27 protein-coding genes, 1 tRNA gene and 1 pseudogene are annotated in these 23,499 nt (G+C 62.6%); 15 read left to right on the forward strand and 14 right to left on the reverse strand.

Annotation, left to right across the window (positions count from 1 at the left end; translation table 11 throughout):
- A complete protein-coding gene (sufD, locus tag FZZ85_RS09435; protein ID WP_226414487.1) occupies positions 1-1,179 on the forward strand; it encodes a Fe-S cluster assembly protein SufD in 1,179 nt (392 codons plus the stop codon).
- The gene (locus FZZ85_RS09440; RefSeq protein WP_226414489.1) at positions 1,176-2,456 is read left to right on the forward strand and encodes a SufS family cysteine desulfurase; all 1,281 of its coding nucleotides are present in this window, start codon (positions 1,176-1,178) and stop codon (positions 2,454-2,456) included. The genes sufD and FZZ85_RS09440 overlap by 4 nt, the downstream gene beginning before the upstream one ends.
- A gap of 6 nt (positions 2,457-2,462) precedes the next feature.
- Here the strand turns inward: FZZ85_RS09440 and FZZ85_RS09445 are convergent, their stop codons facing one another.
- From FZZ85_RS09445 to FZZ85_RS09455, 3 genes are all read right to left on the reverse strand, one after another.
- Complete coding sequence (locus FZZ85_RS09445; RefSeq protein ID WP_226414491.1) at positions 2,463-2,660, reverse strand: hypothetical protein; 198 nt, start codon at positions 2,658-2,660, stop codon at positions 2,463-2,465.
- A 123-nt stretch (positions 2,661-2,783) separates the two neighbouring features.
- Complete coding sequence (locus tag FZZ85_RS09450; protein ID WP_370631176.1) at positions 2,784-3,143, reverse strand: MscL family protein; 360 nt, start codon at positions 3,141-3,143, stop codon at positions 2,784-2,786.
- A 65-nt stretch (positions 3,144-3,208) separates the two neighbouring features.
- Positions 3,209-5,122: a prolyl oligopeptidase family serine peptidase gene (locus FZZ85_RS09455; protein ID WP_226414493.1), complete on the reverse strand. Its 1,914-nt coding sequence runs from the start codon at positions 5,120-5,122 to the stop codon at positions 3,209-3,211.
- 49 nt (positions 5,123-5,171) lie between these two features.
- Here FZZ85_RS09455 and def point away from each other — a divergent pair, with 49 nt between their 5' ends.
- The 4 genes from def (at position 5,172) to FZZ85_RS09475 (ending at position 6,889) form a co-directional block, all read left to right on the forward strand.
- Entirely contained in the window at positions 5,172-5,777 is a 606-nt protein-coding gene (def, locus tag FZZ85_RS09460; RefSeq protein WP_226402755.1) for a peptide deformylase, read from the forward strand.
- 3 nt (positions 5,778-5,780) lie between these two features.
- On the forward strand, positions 5,781-5,978 hold the full coding sequence (locus tag FZZ85_RS09465; RefSeq protein ID WP_006850702.1) for a hypothetical protein: 198 nt from the start codon (positions 5,781-5,783) through the stop codon (positions 5,976-5,978).
- 50 nt (positions 5,979-6,028) lie between these two features.
- Positions 6,029-6,658 (forward strand): DUF3747 domain-containing protein, encoded by a 630-nt coding sequence (locus FZZ85_RS09470; RefSeq protein WP_226414495.1) that lies wholly within the window; start codon positions 6,029-6,031, stop codon positions 6,656-6,658.
- Positions 6,659-6,739: 81 nt separating this feature from the next.
- Positions 6,740-6,889, forward strand: a complete 150-nt coding sequence (locus tag FZZ85_RS09475; protein WP_226402759.1) for a hypothetical protein — start codon at positions 6,740-6,742, stop codon at positions 6,887-6,889.
- Here the strand turns inward: FZZ85_RS09475 and FZZ85_RS09480 are convergent.
- Together FZZ85_RS09480 and FZZ85_RS09485 are read right to left on the reverse strand one after the other, a co-directional pair.
- On the reverse strand, positions 6,883-7,098 hold the full coding sequence (locus tag FZZ85_RS09480) for a hypothetical protein (protein ID WP_226414553.1): 216 nt from the start codon (positions 7,096-7,098) through the stop codon (positions 6,883-6,885). The genes FZZ85_RS09475 and FZZ85_RS09480 overlap by 7 nt on opposite strands.
- A 22-nt stretch (positions 7,099-7,120) precedes the next feature.
- A pseudogene (locus tag FZZ85_RS09485) lies at positions 7,121-7,630 on the reverse strand (magnesium chelatase domain-containing protein); the annotation flags it as partial.
- Positions 7,631-7,705: 75 nt separating this feature from the next.
- Between FZZ85_RS09485 and FZZ85_RS09490 the strand changes: the two are divergent.
- From FZZ85_RS09490 to FZZ85_RS09500, 3 genes are read left to right on the forward strand one after another with little or no spacing between them, the layout of a single operon-like run.
- On the forward strand, positions 7,706-8,047 hold the full coding sequence (locus FZZ85_RS09490; protein WP_226414497.1) for a histidine triad nucleotide-binding protein: 342 nt from the start codon (positions 7,706-7,708) through the stop codon (positions 8,045-8,047).
- A 55-nt stretch (positions 8,048-8,102) separates the two neighbouring features.
- Entirely contained in the window at positions 8,103-10,079 is a 1,977-nt protein-coding gene (locus FZZ85_RS09495) for an ABC transporter ATP-binding protein/permease (RefSeq protein WP_226414499.1), read from the forward strand.
- Between the two features lie 9 nt (positions 10,080-10,088).
- Positions 10,089-10,289 carry a chlorophyll a/b-binding protein gene (locus tag FZZ85_RS09500; protein WP_114988677.1) on the forward strand — a complete coding sequence of 67 codons (201 nt, stop codon included), beginning with the start codon at positions 10,089-10,091 and terminating at the stop codon, positions 10,287-10,289.
- Here the strand turns inward: FZZ85_RS09500 and FZZ85_RS09505 are convergent, their stop codons facing one another.
- The 4 genes from FZZ85_RS09505 to psbX are packed head-to-tail and all read right to left on the reverse strand — an operon-like array spanning position 10,290 to position 12,403.
- Positions 10,290-10,766, reverse strand: a complete 477-nt coding sequence (locus FZZ85_RS09505; protein WP_226414501.1) for a hypothetical protein — start codon at positions 10,764-10,766, stop codon at positions 10,290-10,292.
- Positions 10,763-11,293 carry a hypothetical protein gene (locus FZZ85_RS09510; protein ID WP_226414503.1) on the reverse strand — a complete coding sequence of 177 codons (531 nt, stop codon included), beginning with the start codon at positions 11,291-11,293 and terminating at the stop codon, positions 10,763-10,765. Before FZZ85_RS09510 ends, FZZ85_RS09505 begins: the two co-directional genes overlap by 4 nt.
- A gap of 5 nt (positions 11,294-11,298) precedes the next feature.
- Entirely contained in the window at positions 11,299-12,231 is a 933-nt protein-coding gene (locus FZZ85_RS09515) for a Ycf66 family protein (protein ID WP_226414505.1), read from the reverse strand.
- Positions 12,232-12,280: 49 nt separating this feature from the next.
- The gene (gene psbX / locus FZZ85_RS09520; protein WP_006851281.1) at positions 12,281-12,403 is read right to left on the reverse strand and encodes a photosystem II reaction center X protein; all 123 of its coding nucleotides are present in this window, start codon (positions 12,401-12,403) and stop codon (positions 12,281-12,283) included.
- Positions 12,404-12,492: 89 nt separating this feature from the next.
- Here psbX and FZZ85_RS09525 point away from each other — a divergent pair, with 89 nt between their 5' ends.
- Positions 12,493-12,813: a YggT family protein gene (locus tag FZZ85_RS09525; RefSeq protein WP_226414507.1), complete on the forward strand. Its 321-nt coding sequence runs from the start codon at positions 12,493-12,495 to the stop codon at positions 12,811-12,813.
- A gap of 2 nt (positions 12,814-12,815) precedes the next feature.
- Here the strand turns inward: FZZ85_RS09525 and accC are convergent, their stop codons facing one another.
- On the reverse strand, positions 12,816-14,162 hold the full coding sequence (accC, locus tag FZZ85_RS09530; protein ID WP_226414510.1) for an acetyl-CoA carboxylase biotin carboxylase subunit: 1,347 nt from the start codon (positions 14,160-14,162) through the stop codon (positions 12,816-12,818).
- Positions 14,163-14,281: 119 nt separating this feature from the next.
- Between accC and FZZ85_RS09535 the strand changes: the two genes are divergently transcribed.
- From FZZ85_RS09535 to msrB, 3 genes are all read left to right on the forward strand, one after another.
- Positions 14,282-14,363, forward strand: a tRNA-Leu gene (locus FZZ85_RS09535).
- 9 nt (positions 14,364-14,372) lie between these two features.
- Positions 14,373-15,656 carry a glycosyl transferase gene (locus tag FZZ85_RS09540; RefSeq protein ID WP_226414512.1) on the forward strand — a complete coding sequence of 428 codons (1,284 nt, stop codon included), beginning with the start codon at positions 14,373-14,375 and terminating at the stop codon, positions 15,654-15,656.
- Positions 15,657-15,684: 28 nt separating this feature from the next.
- On the forward strand, positions 15,685-16,086 hold the full coding sequence (gene msrB / locus FZZ85_RS09545) for a peptide-methionine (R)-S-oxide reductase MsrB (RefSeq protein WP_226414515.1): 402 nt from the start codon (positions 15,685-15,687) through the stop codon (positions 16,084-16,086).
- Positions 16,087-16,111: 25 nt separating this feature from the next.
- On the opposite strand, the gene FZZ85_RS09550 is transcribed toward msrB, so the two are convergent.
- The 3 genes from FZZ85_RS09550 to FZZ85_RS09560 form a co-directional block, all read right to left on the reverse strand.
- Positions 16,112-17,179, reverse strand: a complete 1,068-nt coding sequence (locus FZZ85_RS09550) for a PRC-barrel domain-containing protein (RefSeq protein WP_370631177.1) — start codon at positions 17,177-17,179, stop codon at positions 16,112-16,114.
- A 90-nt stretch (positions 17,180-17,269) separates the two neighbouring features.
- Positions 17,270-20,875, reverse strand: coding sequence for a chromosome segregation protein SMC (smc, locus tag FZZ85_RS09555; protein ID WP_226414521.1), 3,606 nt, complete (start codon positions 20,873-20,875; stop codon positions 17,270-17,272).
- A 50-nt stretch (positions 20,876-20,925) separates the two neighbouring features.
- Positions 20,926-21,282 carry a hypothetical protein gene (locus tag FZZ85_RS09560; protein ID WP_226414524.1) on the reverse strand — a complete coding sequence of 119 codons (357 nt, stop codon included), beginning with the start codon at positions 21,280-21,282 and terminating at the stop codon, positions 20,926-20,928.
- Positions 21,283-21,341: 59 nt separating this feature from the next.
- On the opposite strand from FZZ85_RS09560, the gene FZZ85_RS09565 reads away from it, so the two are divergent.
- Both FZZ85_RS09565 and FZZ85_RS09570 read left to right on the forward strand, forming a co-directional pair.
- Positions 21,342-21,764, forward strand: a complete 423-nt coding sequence (locus FZZ85_RS09565) for a YqjD family protein (RefSeq protein WP_226414526.1) — start codon at positions 21,342-21,344, stop codon at positions 21,762-21,764.
- Positions 21,764-22,150, forward strand: a complete 387-nt coding sequence (locus FZZ85_RS09570) for a phage holin family protein (RefSeq protein ID WP_226414528.1) — start codon at positions 21,764-21,766, stop codon at positions 22,148-22,150. The genes FZZ85_RS09565 and FZZ85_RS09570 overlap by 1 nt, the downstream gene beginning before the upstream one ends.
- Here FZZ85_RS09570 and FZZ85_RS09575 read toward each other — a convergent pair whose 3' ends face one another.
- A complete protein-coding gene (locus FZZ85_RS09575) occupies positions 22,151-23,317 on the reverse strand; it encodes a class I SAM-dependent RNA methyltransferase (RefSeq protein WP_226414530.1) in 1,167 nt (388 codons plus the stop codon).
- Positions 23,318-23,499 lie beyond the last annotated feature (182 nt).

Genomic DNA, 23,499 nt, shown 5'->3' on the forward strand with positions numbered 1-23,499 from the left:
ATGGCGAGCAGTGTGCTGGCGCCAGTGCAGGAGCGTGGTCGAGCCGCCCTGGAACAGCTTGGTTTGCCCAACCGCCGCCAGGAGCCCTGGCGTCTGACCGACCTCAAACGGCTTGAGGCCGTATCGGCATTGCCGGCCAGTTCCTCGCCGCTGCCGACTTCCCTGCCGGCCAGCCTGAAAGGGGTGACCCGAATGGTGATTAATGGGTTTGACGATCCCTTGGCTGGGCAGGTTCTTCCGGAGGGAATCACGGCGCTGAATGCCGAAGAGCTGGAGCAGGCCCTCGGCCATACCCTGGACCGCTGCGGTTGTGCCCAGGTCTGGCCCGTGGAGTTCAATCACGCTAAGGCCCAGCAAATCCTGGCCCTCAGGGTGCGTGGAAGGGTCGGACCGTTGGAGCTGGTCCTGGCGGCCGGTGCCGGGTTGAACGCCACGCGGGTTTTGCTGCTTGTCGAGGAAAAGGCAGAGCTGGAGCTGATGCAGGTGTTGTTGGCGGAGGGGGCGTCGGCTCACAGTCATTTGTTGGAAGTGCATCTGGGGCAGGAGGCCCAACTGCGCCATGGCGTGCTGGCAACGGCGGATGGCGCGTCATCGCTGATGGCCCATTTGGCTGTCGAGCAGGAGCCCCGCAGCTCCTATTCCCTCACCTCGGTGGTTCAGGGATGGAACCTGGGACGGCTTGAGCCTCGGGTTGTGCAAGTGGATGGCCAGGCGCAGACCGTGCTCAAAGGTCTGGCCGTGACTGGCGCCGATCAGCAGTTGGCCACCCACACCGCGGTGCGCTTCGACGGGCCTGAGGGGGAGTTGGATCAGTTGCAGAAATGCCTGGCCGGCGGCCGCTCCCACGCGATTTTTAACGGCGCCATCAATGTTCCTCGCGATGCCCAGCGCACCAACGCGGCCCAGTTAAGCCGCAACCTGCTGCTGTCTGATCGGGCCCGGGTGGACACCAAGCCCGAGCTGGAGATCGTGGCGGACGATGTGCGCTGCGCCCACGGCGCCACCGTGTCGCAGCTTCAGGACGATGAGCTGTTCTATCTCCAGAGCCGGGGCATCGCTGCGGCGGAGGCAACGGCGTTGCTGCTGCGAGGGGCCTGCCAGGAGGTGATCGCCCAGCTTCCTGCTGCGGCGCAGGTTTGGCGTCCTTTGGAGCGTGTGATGGAGAGTCTCGCCTCATGACGATCGCCGCCGAAGCACGATCTAGTGCTGATTTTGTAGATTTATCGTCTCGATATCGTGCCGATTTCCCGATTCTTGAGCAGCGTGCTCCTGACGGCCGACCGCTGATTTATCTCGATCACGCTGCCACCAGCCAGAAGCCCAGCCAGGTGCTCGAGGCGCTGCAGATGTACTACAGCTGCGACAACGCCAACGTGCATCGCGGTGCTCACCAGCTGAGTGCACGCGCCACCGATGCCTTCGAAGCCGCCCGCAGCACGACTGCGGCATTCGTGGGTGCCGCCAGTGCCCGCGAGATTGTCTTCACCCGCAATGCCAGCGAAGCGATCAATCTGGTGGCACGCACCTGGGGTGACTCTTACTTAAAGGAAGGGGACGAAATTCTCCTCACGGTGATGGAGCACCACAGCAACCTGGTGCCCTGGCAACTGCTGGCTCAGCGCACCGGCTGCGTGTTGCGCCACGTTGGCATCACTGAATCCGGTGAGCTGGATCTCGAGGATTTCCGGGCTCAGCTCAACGAGCGCACTCGGCTGGTGAGCCTGGTGCACATCAGTAATTCCCTGGGTTGCTCCAACCCCCTTGATCAGGTGATCCCCGCAGCCCATGCCGTGGGTGCCTGTGTGCTCGTGGATGCCTGCCAGAGCCTGGCCCACAAGCCGATTGATGTGGCGGTTCTCGATGCTGATTTTTTGGTGGGTTCCTCCCACAAGCTTTGCGGCCCCACCGGTATGGGTTTCCTTTGGGCGCGGGAGTCTCTCCTAGATGCAATGCCTCCTTTCCTGGGCGGCGGGGAGATGATCCAAGACGTTTACCTCGACCACAGCACCTGGGCGGTGTTGCCCCACAAGTTCGAAGCGGGTACCCCTGCTATTGGTGAAGCGGTGGGCATGGGGGCCGCGATTCGTTATTTGCAGTCGGTTGGTCTGGAGGCGATTCAGGCCTGGGAGGCCCAGCTCACCCGGCATTTGTTTAACCGGCTGGAGGCCATTGATGGTGTGCGGATCTTGGGCCCTACGCCGGATCAGCAGCCCGAGCGCGGCGCCCTGGCCACATTCCTGGTGGATGGGGTGCATGCCAACGACATTGCCGCTCTGATCGATGCCTCCGGGATATGCATCCGCAGTGGTCACCATTGCTGTCAGCCCTTGCACCGTCTCTACGACGTGACGGCTTCAGCGCGGGCCAGCTTGAGCTTCACCAGCACCTTTGAGGAGATTGATCGTTTCAGCGAGGAGCTTGCCTCCACCGTCTCCTTCCTGCGCGAACACAGCTGAGCTGGCTCAGGCCGCCAGCTGATCGTTGCTTGCTGATGATTCGCGTTGGCGCAGGGGGACAACCTTGTTGGTCTCGATGGCGTACTTCACCCAGCGGTAAGAGCGTGCGCCGGGACGGGGAGCCGCGTTGATCGGTTCAGGGCTGGCATAGCTGTTACCGCGATAACGCAGGATCCGCATCAGTTTTTTCGAAACAGCAGTCACCTTGTCAGGCTTGCCGATGTTCGATGGGTTCCGTGAGGCACAGGTTGAACATTCCTGCTGGATGCTCGCTCAACCCATCACAACTGCTGAACAGGGTTGTGTGGGTTGTAACCGTGTGGCAGTTCAGCCCTCGTTGCTGTCGGCCGGGGTTTGTCGTTCCATGCGTTTCATCGCTTTGACGATGAGGAAGAGAATCCAGGCCACCAATAACGCTTCAAACACCGTGTCAATCAAGTTGCCAACTTCAATGGCGCCGCAGAAGTAAGCAATTTTGATTTCCTTGAAGCTTCCGCTCGATACCAATGGGTTGAGCAGTGGCGTAGGGACGTCTTTGGTGATGGAGTCAATGATTCTTGTGAATTGCTGCCCCACGATGAATGCAATGGCGACGCTCAGAGCGTTTCCCTTGGTGCAAAAGAACTCAACAAATTCTCTGTGCCAGCGCCGAAAGATGGTCTGAATATAAATGTCTTTTAATCCTATTGGGAGTTTGAATTCTGTTGTTTATTTGTCTCGACCTGTCGTGATTTGAGCATTCTTGTTAGTGTTTAAGTCGGCTGTTCCGCCAGGCCCAATTCACGTCGGAAAAAGGCCTCGGTCTCCTCAAGTACTTCGATCTGGGTGGCCTGGTTGCGGAAGCCGTGGCCTTCGTCGTTGAACAACCGAACTTCCACCGGGATGCCATTGCTTCGCAGGGCCTCGGCCATGCGCTGGGTTTGTTCCGGAGGTACCACCTTGTCCTGTAAACCCTGGAAGAACAGCACCGGACAGCGGATTTGATCGGCATGAAGCAGTGGCGACCGTTGCTCATACAAAGAACGCGCCGCGGGCCATTCCCCCACCAGGCCATCCACATAGCGCGCTTCAAATCGGTGCGTGTCTTCAGCCATGGCGGTGAGATCACAGACCGCATAGCGGCAGGCTCCGGCCCGGAACACTTTGGTGAAACAGAGGGCCGCCAGGGAGGTGAAGCCGCCGGCACTGCCGCCTTCGATGGCGATCTTGCCGGGATTGGCGCGACCGGCCTCGATCAGGGCCTGGGCTGCGGCGGCGCAGTCGGCCACATCCACCACGCCCCAGCACCCGTTTAGGCGCTCCCGATAGTCCCGGCCGAATCCCGTTGAGCCGCCGTAATTCACGTCCACGACGCCCCAGCCCCGGGAGGTCCAGTACTGAATTGCCAGGCTGAGGCCGCGGCGGGCCATGGCCGTTGGTCCGCTGTGGCTTTTCACCAGCAGTGGGGCGGCCCCTGTTTGGTTGCCGCTGGGGGGGTAGTACCAGGCATGGGTGCGTTCCCCTTGATGTCCGTTGAACCACAGCGGTTCGGCCACGCTGATCGCCTCAACCGGCAATGGTGCCTCGATGGCGGGGCTGTGGCTCCAGAGCGGGGTGGCCGGTCGCAGGTCGAGTTCCAGCAGACCGGCCACGCTGGTGCTGTTGCTGGCCACGGCCACGGCGCGACCGTGGCAGGCGCTCAATCCCGCGAGGTCATCAAACGGTTGCGACAACGGCTGCACCGTTCCATCCAGACCGAGCCGTTGCAACGACCAGGCCCCGCGGCTGCAGACGGCAGCGATCAGCCTTTCGCCATCCCAGGCCGTGGTGCTCATCCCATAGATCCACTGGGGCATGGCAGTTTCGGCAGCCATTGGCCAGGGCCTCTCCCAAGCGGCGTCGGCGCTGGGCTGGAGCATCAGGTTCCACCAACCCGTGCTGTCCTCCGCCACAAGCAACTGCCCGTCGGGCAGCCATTGGGGTTGAAACACCGAGACGCCGTCACCTCCGGCCAGCTGACGGGACCTGAGCAGCCCGCCCGTGTCGCTGAACTCCGCGCACCAGAGACTGCTGCTGTCCCAGGGCATGGCGGGTTGCTGCCACTCCACCCAGGCGAACCGCTGGCCATCGGGGCTCAAGCAGCCATAGCCGGCAAAGTCCGTCGGTTGGTGCAGTAGAAGCGGCGTCTGATCCGTTGCGTTCAGCTTGAGCATCACCAGCTCGTCATGGCCGTTGATTTCACGGATTCCGATCCAGCGCTGTCTCGGCAGATCGAGGACGCCATCCGCAAGCTCCCAGTCGCCCTCCAGGCTGAGCCGTTGGGCTGCTGCCTGGGGTGTGGGGTGATCTGTGCTGGTCTGCGGCAGGTGCCAGTCCTGACACCAGAGACAGCCCTGCTCGATCCAGGTCAGGATCAACCTGTCCTGCTCCACAGCGGTGGCGACCACGCCGCCGCCGTAGTCATGCACGCGACTGCGCAGATTGCAGGGGGCCGGCGTCAGCTCCTGGGGCGTTGCCTCGGAATCGCCGAAACGGCGGATCAAGGCTGTGGTGCGGCCGCGCTCCTGGGGGCGCTGTTCCAGCCAGATCAGCCACAGCGTTGCATCGGGGCCACTGACCAGGGACGGTTCCTTGAGTCCTGGCAAACGGCCAACGGCATGTTGCGCGGATAACGGAACGGCTCCCATAACGGCTGATTCAGGCCAATTACCATGCTGAATCAACGCGGCATTGGTCTTGGCAGGAAGCTTTGCAGAGTTGGCCCGTCAGGCCGATAAGTCACGGGACACGATGCTGCTGCCCAAGACGGCCCTCGAAACACCTCCGCTGGAGATTCACACCCTGGGCGATGAGGTGTTGCGTCAATCCGCGCGCCGCATCGGCAAGGTGAATGAGCAGGTGAGGGAGCTGGCTCGCGACATGCTGCGCAGTATGTACACCGCTAAGGGCATCGGCCTGGCGGCTCCTCAGGTGGGGATCCACCAGCAGCTGCTGGTGATTGATCTCGATCTTGAAAATGCAGCCACGCCGCCCCTGGTGCTGATCAATCCGGAAATCACGGCGGCGAGCGCTGGGCTCGACACCTACGAAGAGGGCTGTCTCAGCATCCCTGGGGTTTACCTCGATGTCGTACGCCCTACTGCCATTGAACTGAGCTTCCGCGATGAGATGGGTCGGCCCCGGAAGATGAAGGCCGATGGCCTGATGGCCCGCTGCATTCAGCACGAGATGGACCATCTCAATGGCGTGTTGTTTGTTGATCGCGTCACCGATGAAGACGGTCTGCAAAAGGAGCTCAAGGAGAAAGGTTTCGAGCGCCAAGATGTGCGGAGCGTCGCCTGAGTTATGCCGATGAAACCCCTGGCCGGCGTTTTCCTGGCCCTCGCCTGTGTTCTGGGTATCGCCAGCACCGGCTGTGTGTTTGAACTTGCCTACGGCGATCCCGATCTCGGGGTCAAAACCACCAGTTGGATCTTGGCCCTTGCGGCCCCTGGAACAGTGGGGACTCTTCTGTTCGCCATTCGCCTGAACAAACCGGCCTGATCGGGGGGGACCGATCTAGGCATCACTTTTACGATCCGCTCAGTTCCTCCATGGACGTGATGGCACGCTTTCGACTCGTGGCCGCTGCCGGCCTCGCTCTCGCAGCGACCTCTGCACCGGTGGCCCTAGCCCAGGGTTCGCTGTTCACGGCGGTGCCCGTGGAGTTAGGCAATTTCGTTTTGGTGTCGGCCCCGATCGGTCAGGGCGAGCGTTCGCAGCTGAACATTTACGAGCAGCGCACCACGAAACGTCCCTGTTTCGCTGTGGCCGCAGGATCACCGGCCATGGTGGATCCCTTGTTGTCCAAGTTTGATTTCACAGGGGTCTGCAACCGCTACATCGATGGCAATGGTTATTCCCTGCGCATCGGTGGTAATGACCTCGGCACCCGATACCGGCTCAGCGTGGTGAACACCGGTAGAGATATCGATTTGCTGGCCACTCCGACAAAGAATCCTTCCCAGCCGACCATGCTCGTGGCTCGGGCCGGTGGTGCCGCAAGCGGCTTTGTTCAGCTCAAGCTTGAGCCGGGCTGGACCTTGAAGCGACGGGCCTACGGCAAGAAGAGCCTGGGCCATCTCTACGTTTATCGGGACAGCGCACCAGTGGCTGGTTCCAGCCCAAACAAGTTGCCTGCTGAGACTGAACAGAGCGAGAGTTCTACTGCTCCGTCCTACTGAGCCAGTGCAGAACCGGTGTAAACACCTGTTGTTCTTCTTTGTCAGTGATTTCACACTGAAGGAAGACCCCAGGAGGCTGTGATGAAAACAACGGTTGTGCAATGGTTCCACTGGTTCGGTGAAGCGATGACCCATGCGCTGGGGTCGTTCGATGACCGCCATCTCCAGCCCCCACCGATTGGCACCCAGCCCTACCGGGACACGCCTGATAAGCGAGCTCGCGATTACTGAGATCCAGGCTGCCTGACCAGATCTGTGCAGCGGAAGCAACTCGCTTCCGCCAGGGCGTTTCGATCGACGCTGGTCCGATCGTTGAGGTCGGCAATGGTGCGCGCCTCGCGCAACAGTTGAAGGCTGCTGCGTGTGCTCAGGCCGTGCTGGTTGATCAGCTCTTGCAAGAGGTCGAGTGCCGTTGTTTCGCTGGCTCCGCTTTGCCGCAGCGCTGCAGCCGATCCCGGATCAGGGTTGTTTCCCTTTGAGGTGCTGAACCAGCGCGCGCAGGTTGGGCGCTGTGCGGATCGCTAGCCCTTCAATCAGGCTGGCTTCATGGGCATTCTTAGGAGGAACCACCAGGGCCCGGGCCTTTTGCAGATGGGCCTTTGCGGCGAGGGCAATCACCCCGCGACAGGGCCTCAGGCTGCCGTCGAGTCCCAATTCTCCGGCGCACCAGAGGCCCTCCAGCTGAGAGCGGGCGAGCTGCCCGCTGGCCACCAACAGGGTCGGGGCGATGGGGAGATCAAATGAGGGACCTCCCTTGCGCAGATCGGCAGGTGCCAGGTTGATCACCACGCGCACCAGGTGGCCGCGGAAGCCGTTGTTGCGCAGGGCGGAGCGGACCCGCTCCCGTGATTCCTGAATCGCTTTGTCCGGCAGACCCACCAGCTGGACGCCCGGTAGACCCGGGGCGAGATCCACCACCACCGGTCTGGCCTCCAGGCCTTGCAGGGATGCACTGAGACAACGTGCCAGCATTCTGTGGAAGGTGACGCAGGAGATTCATGCCTCTGCTGTCACACCGGTCCCGCTGTTCCTTCCTTTTCGAGGCCTATGGCAGACGACACGATCTTCGGGAAGATTCTTCGTGGCGAGATCCCGTGTGATGAGGCCTACAGCGATGAGCAGTGCCTGGCCTTTCGCGATGTCGCCCCCCAAGCTCCGGTGCATGTGCTGGTGATTCCCCGCAAGCCGATCGAGAGCCTGCGTTCCGCTGCTGCTGAGGATGCGGCTTTGCTGGGCCATCTGTTGCTGGTGGCTGCGCGCGTGGCCAAACAGGAGGGGCTGTATGACTTCCGCACGGTGGTCAACAGCGGCGCTGGTGCTGGTCAGACGGTGTTTCACCTTCATGTGCACGTGATCGGTGGGCGTCCTCTGGCATGGCCTCCCGGTTGATGTCAGCGGCGAAGCGGCGCGGCGACAGCCAGACTGAGCACAGTTCAGCAGTGGCATGACCCACCAGCTTCAGAACCTGCGCAATCAGGCCGCCAAGCTGCGTCGGCTTTCGCAGCCCTACTTTTTCCCTTACACAGAAGACAACGGGTGGCAGTTCTTAGGACTGCTGGTGAGCCTGCTCTTCTGTGTGGCCGGGATCGTGCTGTTCCTGGTCACCGGGTTGATGAACGGCCTGTCGTGGCTGTTGCCTGAGTTGACCGGCCAGTACCTCGGTGGTGTCCAGTCCTCCCTGGCCATGCTCTGGTCCCGTGGATGGGGGGCGGGGATTAGTGCCCTGTTTGTCCTGGGGGCTGTGGTCTTCGCTTCCGTGCGGGGCCAACTCAGGCATCGCCGCTGGCTGCCGTGGCTGTTTCTTGGTCTGATCATTCTGATGCTGTTGAGCGTGAACGGCATCAATGCCGGCATCACATTCATCGCCAGGGATCTGACCAATGCGCTGATCTCCAAAGACGGCGATGCGTCGTATCGCAACCTCTGGATCTATGGCGCCTGTTTTGCGGTCGCGCTGCCGATTCGCAGCCTGCAGTTTTATTTCACCCAGAAACTGGGGCTGTTCTGGCGGGAATGGTTGTCGCTGAGCCTGGTGGACGACTACCTGCGGGATAGGGCCTATTACGTGCTCAATCCCAATGATGAAGCGGCCACCAATGTTGATAACCCTGATCAGCGCATTTCCGAGGATGTTCGTGATTTCACGGCCCAGGCCCTGGGATTCGCGCTGAATATCTTTGACTCGATCCTCACCTTTTCCCTCAACATCCTCATCCTCTACTCGGTGAGTGAGGGTCTCACCTTCGCGCTTCTGGCCTATGCGTCGGCGGTGTCCGTTCTGATGATTGTGGCTGGCCGCAAGTTGGTGCGGTTGAACAATTTCCAGCTGCGTTTTGAAGCGGATTACCGCTATGGCCTTGTGCGGGTGCGGGACAACGCCGAATCGATTGCCTTCTATGCCGGAGAGCAGCAGGAAGCCAAGGAGGTGACGCGTCGTCTGGCCACCGTCGTTGAGAACTTCAATCTGCTGATTGTCTGGGAGGTGCTGCTGCGGGTGCTGCAGCGCTCAAGCATCTACGCCAGCAATTTCATCCCTTATCTGATCCTTGCAGCACCGATTCTTGCCGGTGAAATGGATTACGGCGGCTTCGCTCAGGCGAACGTTGCTTACAACCTGGTTGAGGGATCGTTGTTTTTCATCATCTACAACATCGAAGCCTTGGCTCGTTTTTCGGCATCGATCAACCGGCTTGAAGGTTTTCAATCGAACATCTCCAACCTGGATCGCGAGGAGTGGAGTGATTACGTGCCGCGGATTGTGCCATCCGAACACCTGGCGCTTCAGGGGGTGACGGTCAAAACACCGCGCACAGACAACGTGCTGGTTCGTGACCTCAGTTTTTCACTGGACAACGCCGAGGGGCTGTTGGTGGTGGGGCCCTCAGGCTGTGGCAAAACCTCACTGCTGCGGGTGGTCAGTGGTCTTTGGGGCTCGCCGACGGGCACCGTCTATTCCCCGGAGCAGGGAGACCTTTTGTTCATTCCCCAAAAGCCCTACATGGCGTTGGGATCCCTGCGTGAACAGCTTTGTTATCCCCTCGATCAGGCCCGTTTCAGCGATGAGCAGCTTCGGGCTGTTTTGGATCAGGTGATGCTGGGCAAATTGCTGCAGCGTTATCCCGACTTCGACATCAAGCAGGACTGGCCGCGGCTGCTCTCTTTGGGTGAACAGCAGCGGCTGGCCTTTGCGCGGCTGCTGCTCAATTCGCCCAAGGTCGTGGTGCTGGATGAAGCCACCAGTGCCTTGGATGTCGAGACCGAATCCCGCCTGTATTCCCTGTTGCGAGACCGGGAGGTGGCCTTCATCAGCGTGGGTCACCGGCCAACCCTGAAGGACTTCCATGACACTGTTCTTGAGCTCAGCGGCGATCGAGACTGGCGGCTGATCCCGGCGACCAGCTATGACTTCGGGCGTTCCTGAACCGGCCGGATGACCTCCACTAGCGAGACCCCTGACACCACGTCCGTTCCGGAGACGTCCGCCACCACCAACGATGTGCCGGCCTTTGGCTGGAGTGGCTATGCCGAGCGGGTGAATGGCCGCTTCGCCATGGTGGGTTTTGTGGCTGTGCTGCTGATCGAGGTCCTCAGCGGCGACACGTTCCTGCACTGGGCGGGGCTGCTTCCGTGATCAGGGCAGGCGGATCAGATCCACATCCCAGCGGCCGTTTCGGCTTACCTGCACCGCCAATCGCCGGCCTGAGCCGTCCAGGCTGACGCTGCGGGGCACACCCGGTGGATCCAGGGGAAGCCGTTGCGTCGCCCCAACGTTGCGCCGGTAGAGCACCAGTTCGGTGCGGTCTTCCCGCTGCTGGACCACAGCCAAACGTTGCCCATCGGCACTGACGCTGACACTGATCGGTTGGGCATCCGCACGGTTGAGGCCCGGCAGTGGCACAGGGTTGCGACTGCGTAGGTCAATCAGTTCGACCCGCTCCCGTCCATTGCGTTGGCCCAGGCTGGCTAGCCAGCGTCCCCCCAGAGATGGATCCCGCCGGCTGTTCACCGATTGACGCAGCATGCCGTTGAGGTCGGGCCGGGGGGTGGGCCTGGGGCTGCTGCACCCGGTCATCAGCATCAGGCTTAAAAGCAGAGCGATGCGGATCATGGCTCTGACGACAACGCTGGTGTGGAGAGGCTCTGCCCCGGAGGACGGTCCGGTTCGAGCAGATCACTCAGATCCAGCAGTTCCACGCGCCACCGGCCCTGATCCGTCACCTGGAGGGCGATTTGCTGTCCATCCGGCGCCAGGCTGAGCTGCACTGGGTCTCGGCCCCCGGGGAGCGGCAGGGGATGCATCCGGCCGTTTAGACGGTCGGTCACCACAGCGAGTCTGCGGCGCCCCCGCTGGGTGATCGCTGCCAGGTAGCGGCCGTTCCAGCTCAAAGAGGGGGAGCTGTGGGGCTGATGTCGACTCAGCTGAGGAACAGACACAACTGATCTGTCGCTAAGACGGCGCAGCTGCACCGTGGGTCTGCCGCCGCGATCGCTGATGACAGCCAGCCACTCACCACTGCCACTCAAGGCTGGTGCTTGCTGACTGGTAGCGAGTAAGGCACCACCGGCCCGTTCACTGCGACCGTTGCAGCCCGCCAGCATCAGACTGGCCAGCAGGATCAGCAGCGGGCGAGGCAACTGGCTCAGTCGTCGAAGCGGGAGCTGTTGTCCCGTGGTCTGCCGGACGAGGGCCGTGAGCTGCGGGGGGGTTGGCGGTTGCTGCTGGGCCGGTTCGAGGCCAGTGGCGGTTCCGCGGATCGCTTGGAGTCACTCGCGGCACTCGCATTGGAGCTGGGGCGTCCCCGTTTCGGTACCGCACTGCTCGGCGTTGAGATGCGGCTGGGGGCGAAGGCGGCATCTTCTGCTCCTGTTGGAGCGGGTTCGCCGGAAGGACGCTCAGGGCGCCCAATCGGACGGCTGCCGCGGCGTTGTTCGTCTCGATCTGTCCTTCTGGAGCCAAAGTCGGGGCGTCGTTCATCCCTTGCTTCGCCGGCACGGAAGCGAGCCATGCGGCGGGAGCGTTCATCGTTTTGCTCCCAGCCGGAATCGCCTTGATTAGGTCCTGCGGAGCGACGGCTGGCGGCTTCCTCAGGAATGGCGGCACGGCTGGCGCGACGCGGCCTGTAGAACTCTTCTTCGGGCCGGTCTTCGGCGTCATCGTCGCGGCCGGAGAAGCGGCGTCGCACTGGTTGGGGTTCATCAAAACGGTCGTAACCGCCTTCTTCCCAACCGCCTCGGAGACCCCCTGGGCCTCCGCCTCGTTCCGGTGCCGGTTCGTCATCGAAATAGGCGGAGCGCCGAGCCTGCTCGGTGGCGACGCCGCGCAGGCGCACGCTTTCATAGGCGAAGAAAACGGTGGTTCCCGCCAAAAGGAACTGGCCGAACTGGAGAATCGGGTCGAGGCGCCATCCCTGGAAGAACAGGATGCCGCCGCAGAGCAGCCCGATGGCTGCAAAGAACACGTCGTAGTCCCGGGCCAGGGCGGGCTTGAACGACCGCATGAAATAGAGCAGAGCGCCGCCGACGGCCAGAACGATGCCGACGATGCTGGCCCAATTGAGACTGGCGTTAACCAAAGCTCTGCTTCCGCTTAGGGGTCAGTCTACGAGGGGCGCCAGGGGCAGATCAGAGCTTGCGATCGACTTGGTCGGTCTGGCTTAGCAGGAACAGGGCAATGGAGGCAGGAATCACGACGATCACGCCTCCCCAAAGGAGGCTGCTCAGGAAGTTGGAGAGGGAGGGGGTCATGGGGTTACTGCCGTCTGCATCAAAGCCGCGACGATCTTAAGAAGCGATGCCGTCTTTCTACGATGAGGAGACGATTTGCTTTGAGCTTTGTGACGCCGCTGCTGCTCCAGGCCCTGCCAGTTCTCCATCTGTTTCTCGGCCTGCTTTTGGCTGCCTGGACCCTGACATTCCTGCTGCGCATCGTGCTCACCTGGTATCCCCAGGTCGACCTGAATCAGGGGGCTTGGCCTGTGGTGGCTTGGCCGACGGAGCCGGTGCTGGCCGTCAGCCGCCGCGTGGTCGCCCCGATCGGTGGGGTCGATGTCACCCCGGTGATTTGGGTGGGCTTGATCAGTCTCGTGCGCGAGTTATTAGTCGGTCAGCAGGGGCTGCTATCACAGATCCTGATGAACTCCCAGGCGGCTGCCTGAGCTCAGGGGAGCATCTCTTGCTCCACAAACTTGGTGTGTACATCGCCGTTGATGAACTCAGGCCGATCCAGCATCTCCAGGTGGAATTCCACTGTTGTTGGGATCCCAGTGACGGCACATTCGTTCAGGGCCCGCTTCATCCGGGTCATGGCGTGGTCGCGATCCTTGCCCCAAACGATCAGCTTGCCGATCAGGGAGTCGTAGAAGGGTGGGATGTCGTAGCCGGTATAAACGTGGCTATCGACGCGCACACCCGGCCCTCCGGGGGGCAGCCATCCGGTGATTCGTCCGGGGGCGGGACGGAAGTTATGGCGTGCATCCTCAGCATTGATCCGGCATTCGATCGCATGGCCGGTGAGTTGGATCTCCTCCTGACGCACGCTGATGGGTTCGCCGCCGGCGATGCGCAACTGCTCAGCGATCAGATCCACACCCGTGACCATTTCGGTTACAGGGTGCTCCACCTGGATCCGGGTGTTCATCTCCATGAAATAAAACCCCCCGCTGCGGTCCAGTAGGAATTCCACCGTTCCGGCGCCTTCGTAATTGATGCTCTGGGCAGCAGCTACGGCGGCTTCGCCCATGCGGCGGCGCAACTCGGGATCCAGGGCGGGGCTTGGGGCCTCTTCAAGCAGTTTCTGGTGACGGCGCTGAATCGAGCAGTCCCGCTCGCCAAGGTGCACCACGTTGCCGTGGCGGTCGGCCAACACCTGCACTTCCACGTGGCGCGGCCGATCGATGAATTTTTCCATGTATAGGCCGGGGTTGCCGAAGGCGGCTTCCGCTTCACCCTGGGCTGCTTTGTAGAGGCTTTCCAGCTGACTGGCGTCTGGAACAAGGCGCATGCCGCGACCGCCGCCGCCGGCGGTGGCCTTGATCATCACGGGGTAGCCCATCTCTTCGGCAAGTGCGGCCGCCTGCTTTGTGCTGCTGAGCAGACCTGCACTGCCGGGCACCGTCGGAACCCCCACCGACTGCATGGTCGACTTCGCGGTCGACTTGTCCCCCATCGAGCGAATCGCGTGGGGGGACGGTCCAACGAAGGTGAGGCCGTGATCACGGCACATCTCGGCGAACTTGTCGTTCTCAGCCAAGAAGCCGTAACCGGGGTGGATGGCGTCAGCACCGCGGGAGGTTGCGGCCGCCAGGATGTTGGGAATGTTGAGGTAGCTCTTACTGCTCAAGGCTTCGCCGACGCAGACCGCTTCATCTGCGAGCTGCACATGGAGAGCGTCTTTATCCACCGAGCTGTAAACCGCCACGGTGGCAATGCCGAGCTCGCGGCAGCTTCGAATGATCCTGAGGGCAATCTCGCCGCGGTTGGCGATCAGCACTTTGCCGATGGGCATCCCGCAGCATGTTCAGGCCTGACGCCGGATCGTATCAGCGCAGACCGAAGATGCCGAGAGCGAAGACTTCGCCCGGTATGATCTGACCTCGACAACACCCGAGTGGTGAAGTCGACCACGCGGATGTGGTGGAATTGGTAGACACGCACGTTTGAGGGGCGTGTGGCTTCGGCCTTGCGAGTTCAAGTCTCGCCATCCGCATTTTTTTCTTTGGCCCGACCCCGCCCAGCAGAACCAGGACCGGCTGTAGTTCTTGTTTCGAACGGTCCCGGTGAGTTGACTACCTGGGTCCGCCCACTGGCCGAACGGCTGCACGCCAGCGTTCGCCTGCGTCCTCGGTCTTCTAATGCACCAGCATCACTGCATTTGGTGTTGGTGCCCTGTCCCAATGCCACTGGCCAGGAGCGTGCGGCAGCTGAGCCCTGGGGCTTGTTTGAGCGCATCGTGCCGGCAGGGCGCTTCTGGTCCCTGCTGTTGCGTCCCCAGCGCTATGGCCCATGGCCGCAAAAGGGTGTGGTGGTTTTCCTGGGCGGTGATCAGTTCTGGACTGTCCTGCTCTCGGCCCGTCTCGGCTACCGCCACATCACCTATGCCGAGTGGGTGGCGCGTTGGCCGGGCTGGAACGATCGGATTGCGGCGATGTCGGACGCGGTGCGGCGCCAGCTGCCGGTCCGTTACCAGCCTCGATGCCGCGTTGTAGGCGATCTGATGGCGGATCTGACGTCCTTCGCTCGCCGCGAGGATCCCCTCCCTGAGGGCCGGTGGGTGGCCCTGCTGCCGGGATCTAAGTCGGCCAAGTTGAGCGTTGGTATGCCCTTTCTGCTCGACACCGCAGATCGTCTGGCTCGGTTGCAACCCGGATGCCGCTTTCTGCTGCCACTGGCTCCCACCACAAGCGTTGATGAGCTGCTGCGTTTCGCCGGCGCATCCAACCCGATTGCTGCCCGCTACAGCGCCTCTGTGGCGTCGCTCGACCGGAGTGGGTCTGTGACTGAGATCGTGACTGCGGCGGGGACCCGAATTCTTCTGCTGGAGCAGCATCCGGCCCATGGCCCCTTGAGCCAGTGCGCCCTGGCCCTGACCACGGTCGGTGCTAACACAGCCGAACTCGGTGCCCTTGCGGTGCCGATGATCGTGATTGTTCCCACCCAGCACCTGGAGGTGATGCAGGCCTGGGACGGCGGGCTGGGGCTGCTAGCGCGGCTGCCTGGTCTGCGGCGTCTGATCGGAGTTCTGTTGACCCTCTGGCGTCTGCGCAACAACGGGTTTATGGCCTGGCCAAACATCAGTGCGGGCCGCGCCGTGGTGCCGGAGCGGGTGGGGGCGATCACCCCCGAGGCGATTGCGCTGGAGGCCTGCGATTGGCTGAAGGCGCCCGAGCGGTTGGAGGGGCAGCGCCAGGACCTCCAGGCCTTGCGGGGAGAGCCAGGGGCTGTGGCGGCATTGGCCGCCGAGGTGAGGGGGTTGCTTCCTCGAGAGCTCAACGCTTCCTAGGCTGCAATCGACCTTGGTTTCGACGACCATGACCCCGTCCAATCCGGTCGAACGCAGCGCTGAGGAGTGGAAGCAATCACTCACGCCGGAGCAGTTCCAGGTGGCCCGCTGCGGCGGCACGGAGCGGGCATTCACCGGGGCTTACTGGAACAACAAAGCTACGGGGATGTACCACTGCGTCTGCTGTGGTGCACCGCTGTTCAACTCTGAGGCCAAGTTCGATTCGGGCACGGGCTGGCCCAGCTTCTGGGACGGTGTGAGTGCCGAGGCGATCACCACCAAGGAGGATCTGACCCACGGGATGGTGCGCACCGAAATCAATTGCGCTCAATGTGATGCTCATCTCGGGCATGTCTTCCCCGATGGCCCCGCGCCTACGGGCCAGCGCTATTGCGTCAACAGCGCATCGTTGGACTTCAAGGCGTCCTGAACTACTTTCTGCGCCTCCGGCCCGTTCACCAGGGATCGTCGAGATCCTGGCTCCGGCGCTGGGGCGCTCTGTCTTCCATCGGTTCCACATCCAGGGGTTCGCCGGACTGCTGAACCGCGCGGCGGGAGGCTGGCATGGCCCGCCGTGGGGGCTGATCTTCGTAAGCAGCCTGTTCTTCGTAGGCAGGCTCCTGCTCGTAGGGCGCGGGCGCGTTGAAGGTCCGAGCCCGCTCAGCCGGCCGCTCGTCGTAGCGGGGAGGTTCCGCGTAGCGCTCCTCGTTGTACCGCTGGGGCTCATCGAGGTAGCGGCGTTGCTGCATGGACTCCTCCCGCCGGTCTTCCAGTTCCACGTATTCCAGTTCTGCATCAGCCTCAAGCCGCTCAGCTTCTGAAGCCTTGAGACGCCGTTGCTCTTGTTCTTGCGGTTGGCCGGAGGTGAGCTGATTTTCGACGGGTACCAGGTTGACCCGGTAGCGCTCCCGCTCCTGCTCTTCCCAGCTGGGGCCACCGACCCCCAGCTTCTCCAGTACGCCGCTGTTCAACTGTTTGAGCTTGTCTTCGGCACCCTCATAAACAATTATCCGATCCGGACCACTGCTGACGATCTCCTCCACCGGCATTTCCCAGGTGCTCAGCACCCCTTCCCCCAACAGGGGCACGCCAAGGGCTCCCATTACCACGGTGGTGAGCTCTCCGGTTTCGATGTCGAAGGCGAAGCCGAGCACCCGACCGAGCTGCTCGCCGGACTCTGTAATCACCTGGCAGTTGATCACCCGGCTGTAGCGCTCGGGGTTGAAGTTCTCACTTAGGGAGTCGGCGGAATCCACCAGGATTACGTCGCCCACCTGACGGATCCGGTCCAGCGGCATCCAGCGCGGCAGGCCGGGCAGAAAACGGGTCAGTGGGTTGTCCCGCAGTCCGACGGCGACCACTTCACGGCGGTCGATATCGACGATCACTTCACCCACCACCCCCAGGCGGCGGCCGGTGTCACGGGTAATCACCTGAGTGCCCATCAGTTCGGAGCGCAACCAGAGGCGATCGCTGGGCACGCCAGTGGTGATGGGGTCGGTTGGGGTAGGGGTCGGGGTCAAGCGCGGGCCCTCGGCCATGGACATTCAGATCATTGTGGCGCAGGGGTTCCGCCTGTCACGTTCAGATTGCACAGCGAAAACTCCGATTGTTCAGGCGGCATCCGGTAAACCCACCACCTGGGTGTGGGCGCCGCGGGCCTGGGTAACGCCGATGGTGCGCTGTGCCGCGCCGATCATGGGGCGGCGGTGGCTGACCACCATGAACTGGGCTGCCTCAGCTTGACGGGCGATCAGAGCAGCCAATCGCTCCACATTGACGCCGTCGAGAAAACTATCCACTTCGTCGAGGGCATAGAACGGCGACGGCCTGAAGCGCTGCAGGGCAAACAGGAAGCTCAGGGCGGTGAGTGATTTCTCCCCACCCGACATCGAGGCCAGGCGCCGCACGGTCTTGCCCTTGGGATGTGCCACCAGGGTGAGGCCCCCTTCCAGGGGCTCCTCCGGGTTCTCCAGTTGAAGGTGGCCATCACCATCGGAGAGCGAGGCGAAGATCTCGCGGAAATGTCCGTCCACGGCGGTGAAGGCCTCCATGAAGGCGTCCTGGCGCAGGGTGGCCACCGTTTCGATCCGTAGCAGCAGTTCCTCCCGCTCGCTGTTGAGCACCTCGAGCCGTTCGTTCAGTTCGTTGAGCCGCTTTTCCAGGGCATCCAGTTCCTCCAGCGCCAGCATGTTCACGGGCTCCAAGGCTTCCATGCGTTGCTGGATCGCCTGCAGATCGGCCTGCAACGCCTCCAGGCCAGCCAGGCGCAGGGCCTCCGGGATCTCTGGCCTCGGGTCCGGCAGGGCCTGCTCCATCTCTCGCAGGCGCACCGCACCGCTGCGCTGCTCTTCGATCAATCCTTCGCGGTCTTCCTTGAGCCGCTCCAGATTCCACTCGGCCTGCTGTAGGGCCTGACGCTGCCGGCCAACCTCGGCTTCCGCGGCATCTCTGGCCCGGCGTTGGCTGCCGAAGCGCTCCTGCAGGTCGGTCTGCTGCTGCTCGAGCTGTTTGCGCTTGTCCTGGAGGTCGCTCTGCTGCTGGCGCCAGGCCCCATGGGCGCTGGCCAGGGCCTTCACCGCCTCCTGCAACCGGGCTTCTTCGGCGGCGAGGGCCTTCTCCTGATCCCCCAGGCGTTCAATCGTCAGCTGCCGCTCGCGGCGGGCATTCAGCAGCAGGTCACGTTCACTGCGGGCCCTTTCCAGCCGTTGGTCGGCGCCTTCCTGTTCCGTCTGCAGTTGGGCCCAGGCGGCGGCATCGTCGTTGTTTCCGCTGTTGCGCTCCGCCTCATCCAAGGCCTGGAGCTCTGCGGTGAGCGGGGTGAGTGCAGCGCTGATGGCTGCCAGCCGCTGCTGTTGCTCGGTCTGATCCTGCTGCAGTTTGTTGAGCCGTTCGGCCCGCTGGCGGCTGCGTTCGAGCAGGGGGCCGTGGTTACGCCGGGCCGCATTGCGCTCGGCGATCAGGGCTGCTTGTTGCTTTTCCAGTTCGCGAAGCTGGGGTTTCTGCTTCTCGATCAGTTGCGCCAGCTTCGACTCCTCCCGCCGGCAGGCCACCAGGGATTCCCCCAGTTCCAGCAGGCGCCGCCGCAGTGGTTCGGCTTCGTCCTGATCGCTGCTGCGGCCAAAGCTGAGGCTGCTGCTGCGTTGGGAGAAGCTGCCGCCTGTCATGGCACCGCTCTTCTCCAGCAGCTCGCCATCAAGGGTCACTGCCCTGGAGCGGCCCAGCTGTTGGCGAGCGCTAGCCAGGTCGGAGAACACCAAGGTGTCGCCGAAGACGTATGCGAACACCTGGTCATAGACCGGCTCGAACCGCACCAGTTCCACGGCCCGGCCGATCAGTCCAGCGCCGCTGTCCCCACCGGGGCGTGCCCCCCGGGCAAAAGCGGCTGATCCAGCTCCACCAGGAGCTCGGATCTTGTTCAGGGGCAGGAAGGTGAGCCGGCCGGCACGGCGGCTCTTGAGCAGTTCGATGGCGTGGGCGGCAATGCGGTCGTCGTCGACCACCACCTGGCCGAGACGGGCTCCGGCGGCCACTTCCAAGGCGAGGCGATGTCGATTTTCCACCTCCCCCAGCTGGGCCACAGGTCCATGGATGCCATCGAGGCCGGCCTCCAGCAGCAGGCGCAGGGCTCCGGTGCCGCGGCTTTCCTGAAGGGCATCCCGCCGGCTCTCCACGCGAGCGATCTCCCGTTCCAAGCGGGTTTGCTCCTGTTCCAGTCGGCTGCGGGTGCGCTGTTGGATGGCCAGGGATTCGGCGGTCTGCTGGAGCGCCTGTTTTCCGTCGGCAATGGCTTGCAGCAGGGTTTGCCAGGTCTCCTCCAGGGTTGCGAGGTGTTGCTGCACGGCGTCACCGTCGGCGCCGTCCTGGTGCTGCTCCTGGGTGAGCTCCTCCAGCCGTTCCCGTTCCTGGCGCAGCCGTTCCTGCAACTGCTGCTGTTCCTCCAACAAAGGAGCGACGCTGCTTTGCAACTCCTGACGCCGACCACTGCGGCGCTTCTGTTCCTCCACCCAGGCGCCGGAGCGGCCCGCCACATCCGCCAGCCTGCGGCGGGACATCTCCACCGCCGCTTCAGCGGCTTTGCAGTGGTCTTCTGCGACGTTCAAGGCGTCCTGATGGGGATCTCGTTCCAGCTCCCGTGATTGGAGCTGCCACTGCTGGCGACGGGTGGCGAGGTCTTGGCGTTGCGCCTGCAGTTTCTGGCCTTCCTCTTGATGGAGGCAGGCCTGGCGTTCTAGTTCGCGGTTGCTGGTGTCGAGGCCAGCCAGTTCTGCCTGAACCGCCAGCAGCTGGTCCTCCCCCAGGGCCTTCACCTGCTCCTGCAGCAGGTCTAGTTCGGCCAGAGCCTTGTTCAGCTGCTCGCGGCCGTTGGCAATGGCCGCGGCGTCTCTCTGTTCCTGGGCTTCTAGCGCCTGTTGGCGCGTCGCAAGATCCTTGAGGGCCAGCTGGGCTGCCTCATGGGCCAGCACCATTTCCTGGCGGCGTCCCAGTTGCAGACGTTCTCTCAGCTCCTGGTACTGCCGGGCCTTGGCGCAGTCCTTCTCCAGTCGTTGGCGGCTGGCCAGCAGTTCCTGCTCAATGATTCTGCAGCGCTCCTGGCGCTCCTGCACGTCATCGAGCTTGCGGCGGGTCTGTTCGATCCGGGTGTCGAACAAGGCAACACCGGCCAGTTCATCGATCAGACCGCGTCGGTCGCGGTTGCTCATCGAGACGATGCGGGTGACGTCCCCCTGCATCACCACGTTGCTGCCCTCGGGATCAATCCGGAGGCGGCGCAGCTGGGTCTGCAGCTGCTGCAGGTTGCAGGGCACCCCGTCGGCGCTGTAACTGGAGCTGTAGGAGCCCCCCGGCATCACCCGTAGTTTGCGGGTGACCGTCCAATCCGTTTGTCCCGGTTGAATCCACGGTCCCTCTGACGGTACCTCCAGGCCTTCCTCGGCTGCATCGGGTGTCCAGTCGCTTAGATCAAAGCGGACACTCACTGTTGTTTCAGCGGCCTTGCCGGCTTTGAGCATGCCGCTGTTGACCAGGTCCGGCAGGCGATCTGCCCGCATGCCACGGCTGGTGGCCAGGCCTAGGCAAAACAGAACGCCGTCGAGGATGTTGCTTTTGCCGGATCCATTGGGTCCTGTTACGACGGTGAATCCCTCCTCAAGAGGGATGCTCATCGCTCCGCCGAACGACTTGAAGTGCGTCAGCCCAACCTGATTGATATAAACCAACAGGAACAGGGGCTTTCTACAGGCCGAAATTAGCGGAACCCACGAAAAGCTCAAGGGTTCGATAATGAGCAGTGCCCAGCTGCGATGCGCAGGCAGCCCTGAAGGTCGCCCTCGAGCTGCAGGGTGACGTCTGCATCCGTGGCCTTGGGGAGCACGCCGCTGTAGTTGCCGGCATGGATTCGTTCGGCCCAGCCCCGATCGCCCGAAACGGCAGCACTGCGTGGTTCCAGCCAGACCTTGCGATGGTTAGGGAGGAGGGCCGCCGGTTGAGCTGCTTCGTTGAGTTGTGGCACTGTGGAGAGCCGCCAAGTTCGGCAGCTGTCCCCTTCCTCAAGCAGTAGATCGAAATGGCATCCAGAGGGGTCGTCGGGTGCTCCGGAGTGGCACAGGAGGGCGTATCGCGGCAAAGACTTTCCCTCAGCCTTCAGTCTCTCTACTCTTCTAAAGGTTTCTGCCAACGGTCTTTATGGCCTCGCCATCACCGCAGCCCAACGGCAGATTCGAGAACCACTTCCGCGATCGGTTCGAAAGCCTGCTCCCGACAATTCAGGAGCGCTGGCCGGATCTGGCTGAGCACACCCTCGAGGCCACCAGAGGGAGTGTGGATGAGTTGGTTCGGTTGATCGAACAGAACACAGGCCTGACCCCTCAAGGGGTTCGCGAGCAATTGGAAGAGCTCCTCCATAACGCCGGTGACCGAAGCCGGGACTGGGCCGACAGTCTGGATCCCCTCGAAGAGCAACTGGAGCAGTTGCTGGATGAGTTGAACAGCACCCTGCGGCCGAAGATCGAGGCGCCTGTTCGCCAACGACCGCTGCTGGCTGTGGGTGTTGCTCTTGGTGTTGGTTTGCTTCTGGGCAGCATGCTTCGCGGGGGGCGGCGTTCCTGATGGCCGATCAGAACTCTCCCCGCGGATTTGGAGCGGCAGCTCGGGTGACGGCACTGGCGGCGTCTGTGATGGACCTGCATGTGCGGATTGCGCTGCAGGAGGTGGATCGGGAAAAACGCCGACTGATCAGCGGTGGCTTGTTCCTCGCCATTGGCGGCACCGCCATGTTCCTGGCTTTGCTGGCGAGTGAAGCCTCGTTGCTGCTATGGATCCAGGCCCAGTGGGAGCTGGATTGGATGCGTGCACTGTTGACCCTCGCCGTGGCCAATTTGGTGCTGGCGGGTATCAGCTTGCGTATTGGCGGCCAGGTACTGAAAGGGCCTTTCCTTCCTCAGACACTGGAAGGACTGATGAAAACGGTACGGGCGGTGATGGGGCGGACCTGATCAGCGGATGTCGTAATGCAGCCATCGGCAGTCGATGCCGCCGTTGCTCACGGGGATCCGTTGCTCGGCTTTAAGTCGCAGGGCTCCCGTCAGGTTGCGATTTCCGCTGAGTAACCAAAGCTTCCAGCCCTTGGCCTGGCCTTTGGCATAGTCGCCAAGCTCTCGATACAGCGCCTCCAGTTCCGCCTCATAGCCGATCCGTTGGCCGTAGGGGGGGTTGCACACCAATACCCCCGGCCCCTCCGGGAGGGGGTGATTGCTGAACGCGCCCGTGCAGATGCTTATGACTCCACTCAACCCGGCGGCTTCCACATTGGCCCGGGCCTGATCGGCAATGCTGGGATCCGCCTCGATCCCTAGGAGCAGGGGAAGGGTGAGGTCTCCCCTGCGCCGTTGCCGGGCGTGATCGACTTCCCTGTCCCAGAGCTCGGGCTGGAAATCGGCCCAGCCCTCGAGGGCAAAGCGGCGCTCCAATCCCGGGGCCTGTTGCAAGGCGGTCAGGGCGGCTTCGATCAGGAGCACGCCTGAACCACAGCAGGGGTCCACGAGGGGCTGGTGTCCATCCCAGCCCGTCAGGCGGATCAGCCCCGCGGCCAGGTTTTCTTTTAACGGTGCAGCTCCCATGGCGGCCCTGTAGCCACGGCGGTGCAGGCTGCCGCCACTGCCATCGAGGCTCAGCTGTGCTTCCCCGCGGCCGAGGTGGAGGTGCAGGGAGAGGTCCGCGTCGTCGAGATCAATGGAGGAACGCTCCCCCCAAAGATCCCGTTGTGCATCCACAATGGCGTTCTTGACCTGCAACGCCGTGAAATGACTGTGGTTCAGCCCCGGGGCCGTTCCGGTCACATCCACCCGAAAACTCATCGATGGATGCAGCCAGCGTTCCCAATCGAGGGCTTTGCGGATGCCGTCGTAAAGGTCGTATCGGCCCTGGCAGGGGAAGTACGCCACCTGCCGTAAAAGTCGGAAGGGCAGTCGAGCCTGAAGGTGCAGTCGGTACAGGCAGGCCATGTCCGCTTCGAAGCTGACGGCACGCCTGCCAGGCTTCACGCCATGGGCCCCAAGGCCGCTGAGTTCTTCACCGCTGGCTGCTTCCAGGCCTTGGGGCACAACGGCAACAGCGGATAGCCGGTTTGTTCGACCCAAGGGCGTTGTGCTCCAGGCCACCACTCCTGTCAGAATGACAGGGTCCGGCTTTGTCGGACTAGGTGATCCACACCAGTGTTTCGGACAGCGGTTCGATTCCGCTCAGCTCCATTCCCCCTCACGGGGCTGCAATGGTTTCGACGGGGCATGAGGAGGGTGACTGAAGCCTGCTCGGTGAGAGCAAACCCGTAACTGCGAACAACATC

Source organism: Synechococcus sp. MU1642, assembly GCF_020514115.1.
Taxonomy (GTDB): Bacteria; Cyanobacteriota; Cyanobacteriia; order PCC-6307; family Cyanobiaceae; genus Parasynechococcus.

Excerpts from the sequence above, each read along its gene's own strand:
- sufD (WP_226414487.1), top strand. The coding sequence starts at position 1 with ATGGCGAGCAGTGTGCTGGCGCCAGTGCAGGAGCGTGGTCGAGCCGCC.
- FZZ85_RS09440 (WP_226414489.1), top strand. The coding sequence starts at position 1,176 with ATGACGATCGCCGCCGAAGCACGATCTAGTGCTGATTTTGTAGATTTA.
- FZZ85_RS09455 (WP_226414493.1), bottom strand. The coding sequence starts at position 5,122 with ATGGGAGCCGTTCCGTTATCCGCGCAACATGCCGTTGGCCGTTTGCCA.
- FZZ85_RS09465 (WP_006850702.1), top strand. The coding sequence starts at position 5,781 with ATGCCGATGAAACCCCTGGCCGGCGTTTTCCTGGCCCTCGCCTGTGTT.
- FZZ85_RS09470 (WP_226414495.1), top strand. The coding sequence starts at position 6,029 with ATGGACGTGATGGCACGCTTTCGACTCGTGGCCGCTGCCGGCCTCGCT.
- FZZ85_RS09475 (WP_226402759.1), top strand. The coding sequence starts at position 6,740 with ATGAAAACAACGGTTGTGCAATGGTTCCACTGGTTCGGTGAAGCGATG.
- FZZ85_RS09490 (WP_226414497.1), top strand. The coding sequence starts at position 7,706 with ATGGCAGACGACACGATCTTCGGGAAGATTCTTCGTGGCGAGATCCCG.
- FZZ85_RS09495 (WP_226414499.1), top strand. The coding sequence starts at position 8,103 with ATGACCCACCAGCTTCAGAACCTGCGCAATCAGGCCGCCAAGCTGCGT.
- FZZ85_RS09500 (WP_114988677.1), top strand. The coding sequence starts at position 10,089 with ATGACCTCCACTAGCGAGACCCCTGACACCACGTCCGTTCCGGAGACG.
- FZZ85_RS09505 (WP_226414501.1), bottom strand. The coding sequence starts at position 10,766 with ATGATCCGCATCGCTCTGCTTTTAAGCCTGATGCTGATGACCGGGTGC.
- psbX (WP_006851281.1), bottom strand. The coding sequence starts at position 12,403 with ATGACCCCCTCCCTCTCCAACTTCCTGAGCAGCCTCCTTTGGGGAGGC.
- accC (WP_226414510.1), bottom strand. The coding sequence starts at position 14,162 with ATGCCCATCGGCAAAGTGCTGATCGCCAACCGCGGCGAGATTGCCCTC.
- msrB (WP_226414515.1), top strand. The coding sequence starts at position 15,685 with ATGACCCCGTCCAATCCGGTCGAACGCAGCGCTGAGGAGTGGAAGCAA.
- FZZ85_RS09565 (WP_226414526.1), top strand. The coding sequence starts at position 21,342 with ATGGCCTCGCCATCACCGCAGCCCAACGGCAGATTCGAGAACCACTTC.
- FZZ85_RS09570 (WP_226414528.1), top strand. The coding sequence starts at position 21,764 with ATGGCCGATCAGAACTCTCCCCGCGGATTTGGAGCGGCAGCTCGGGTG.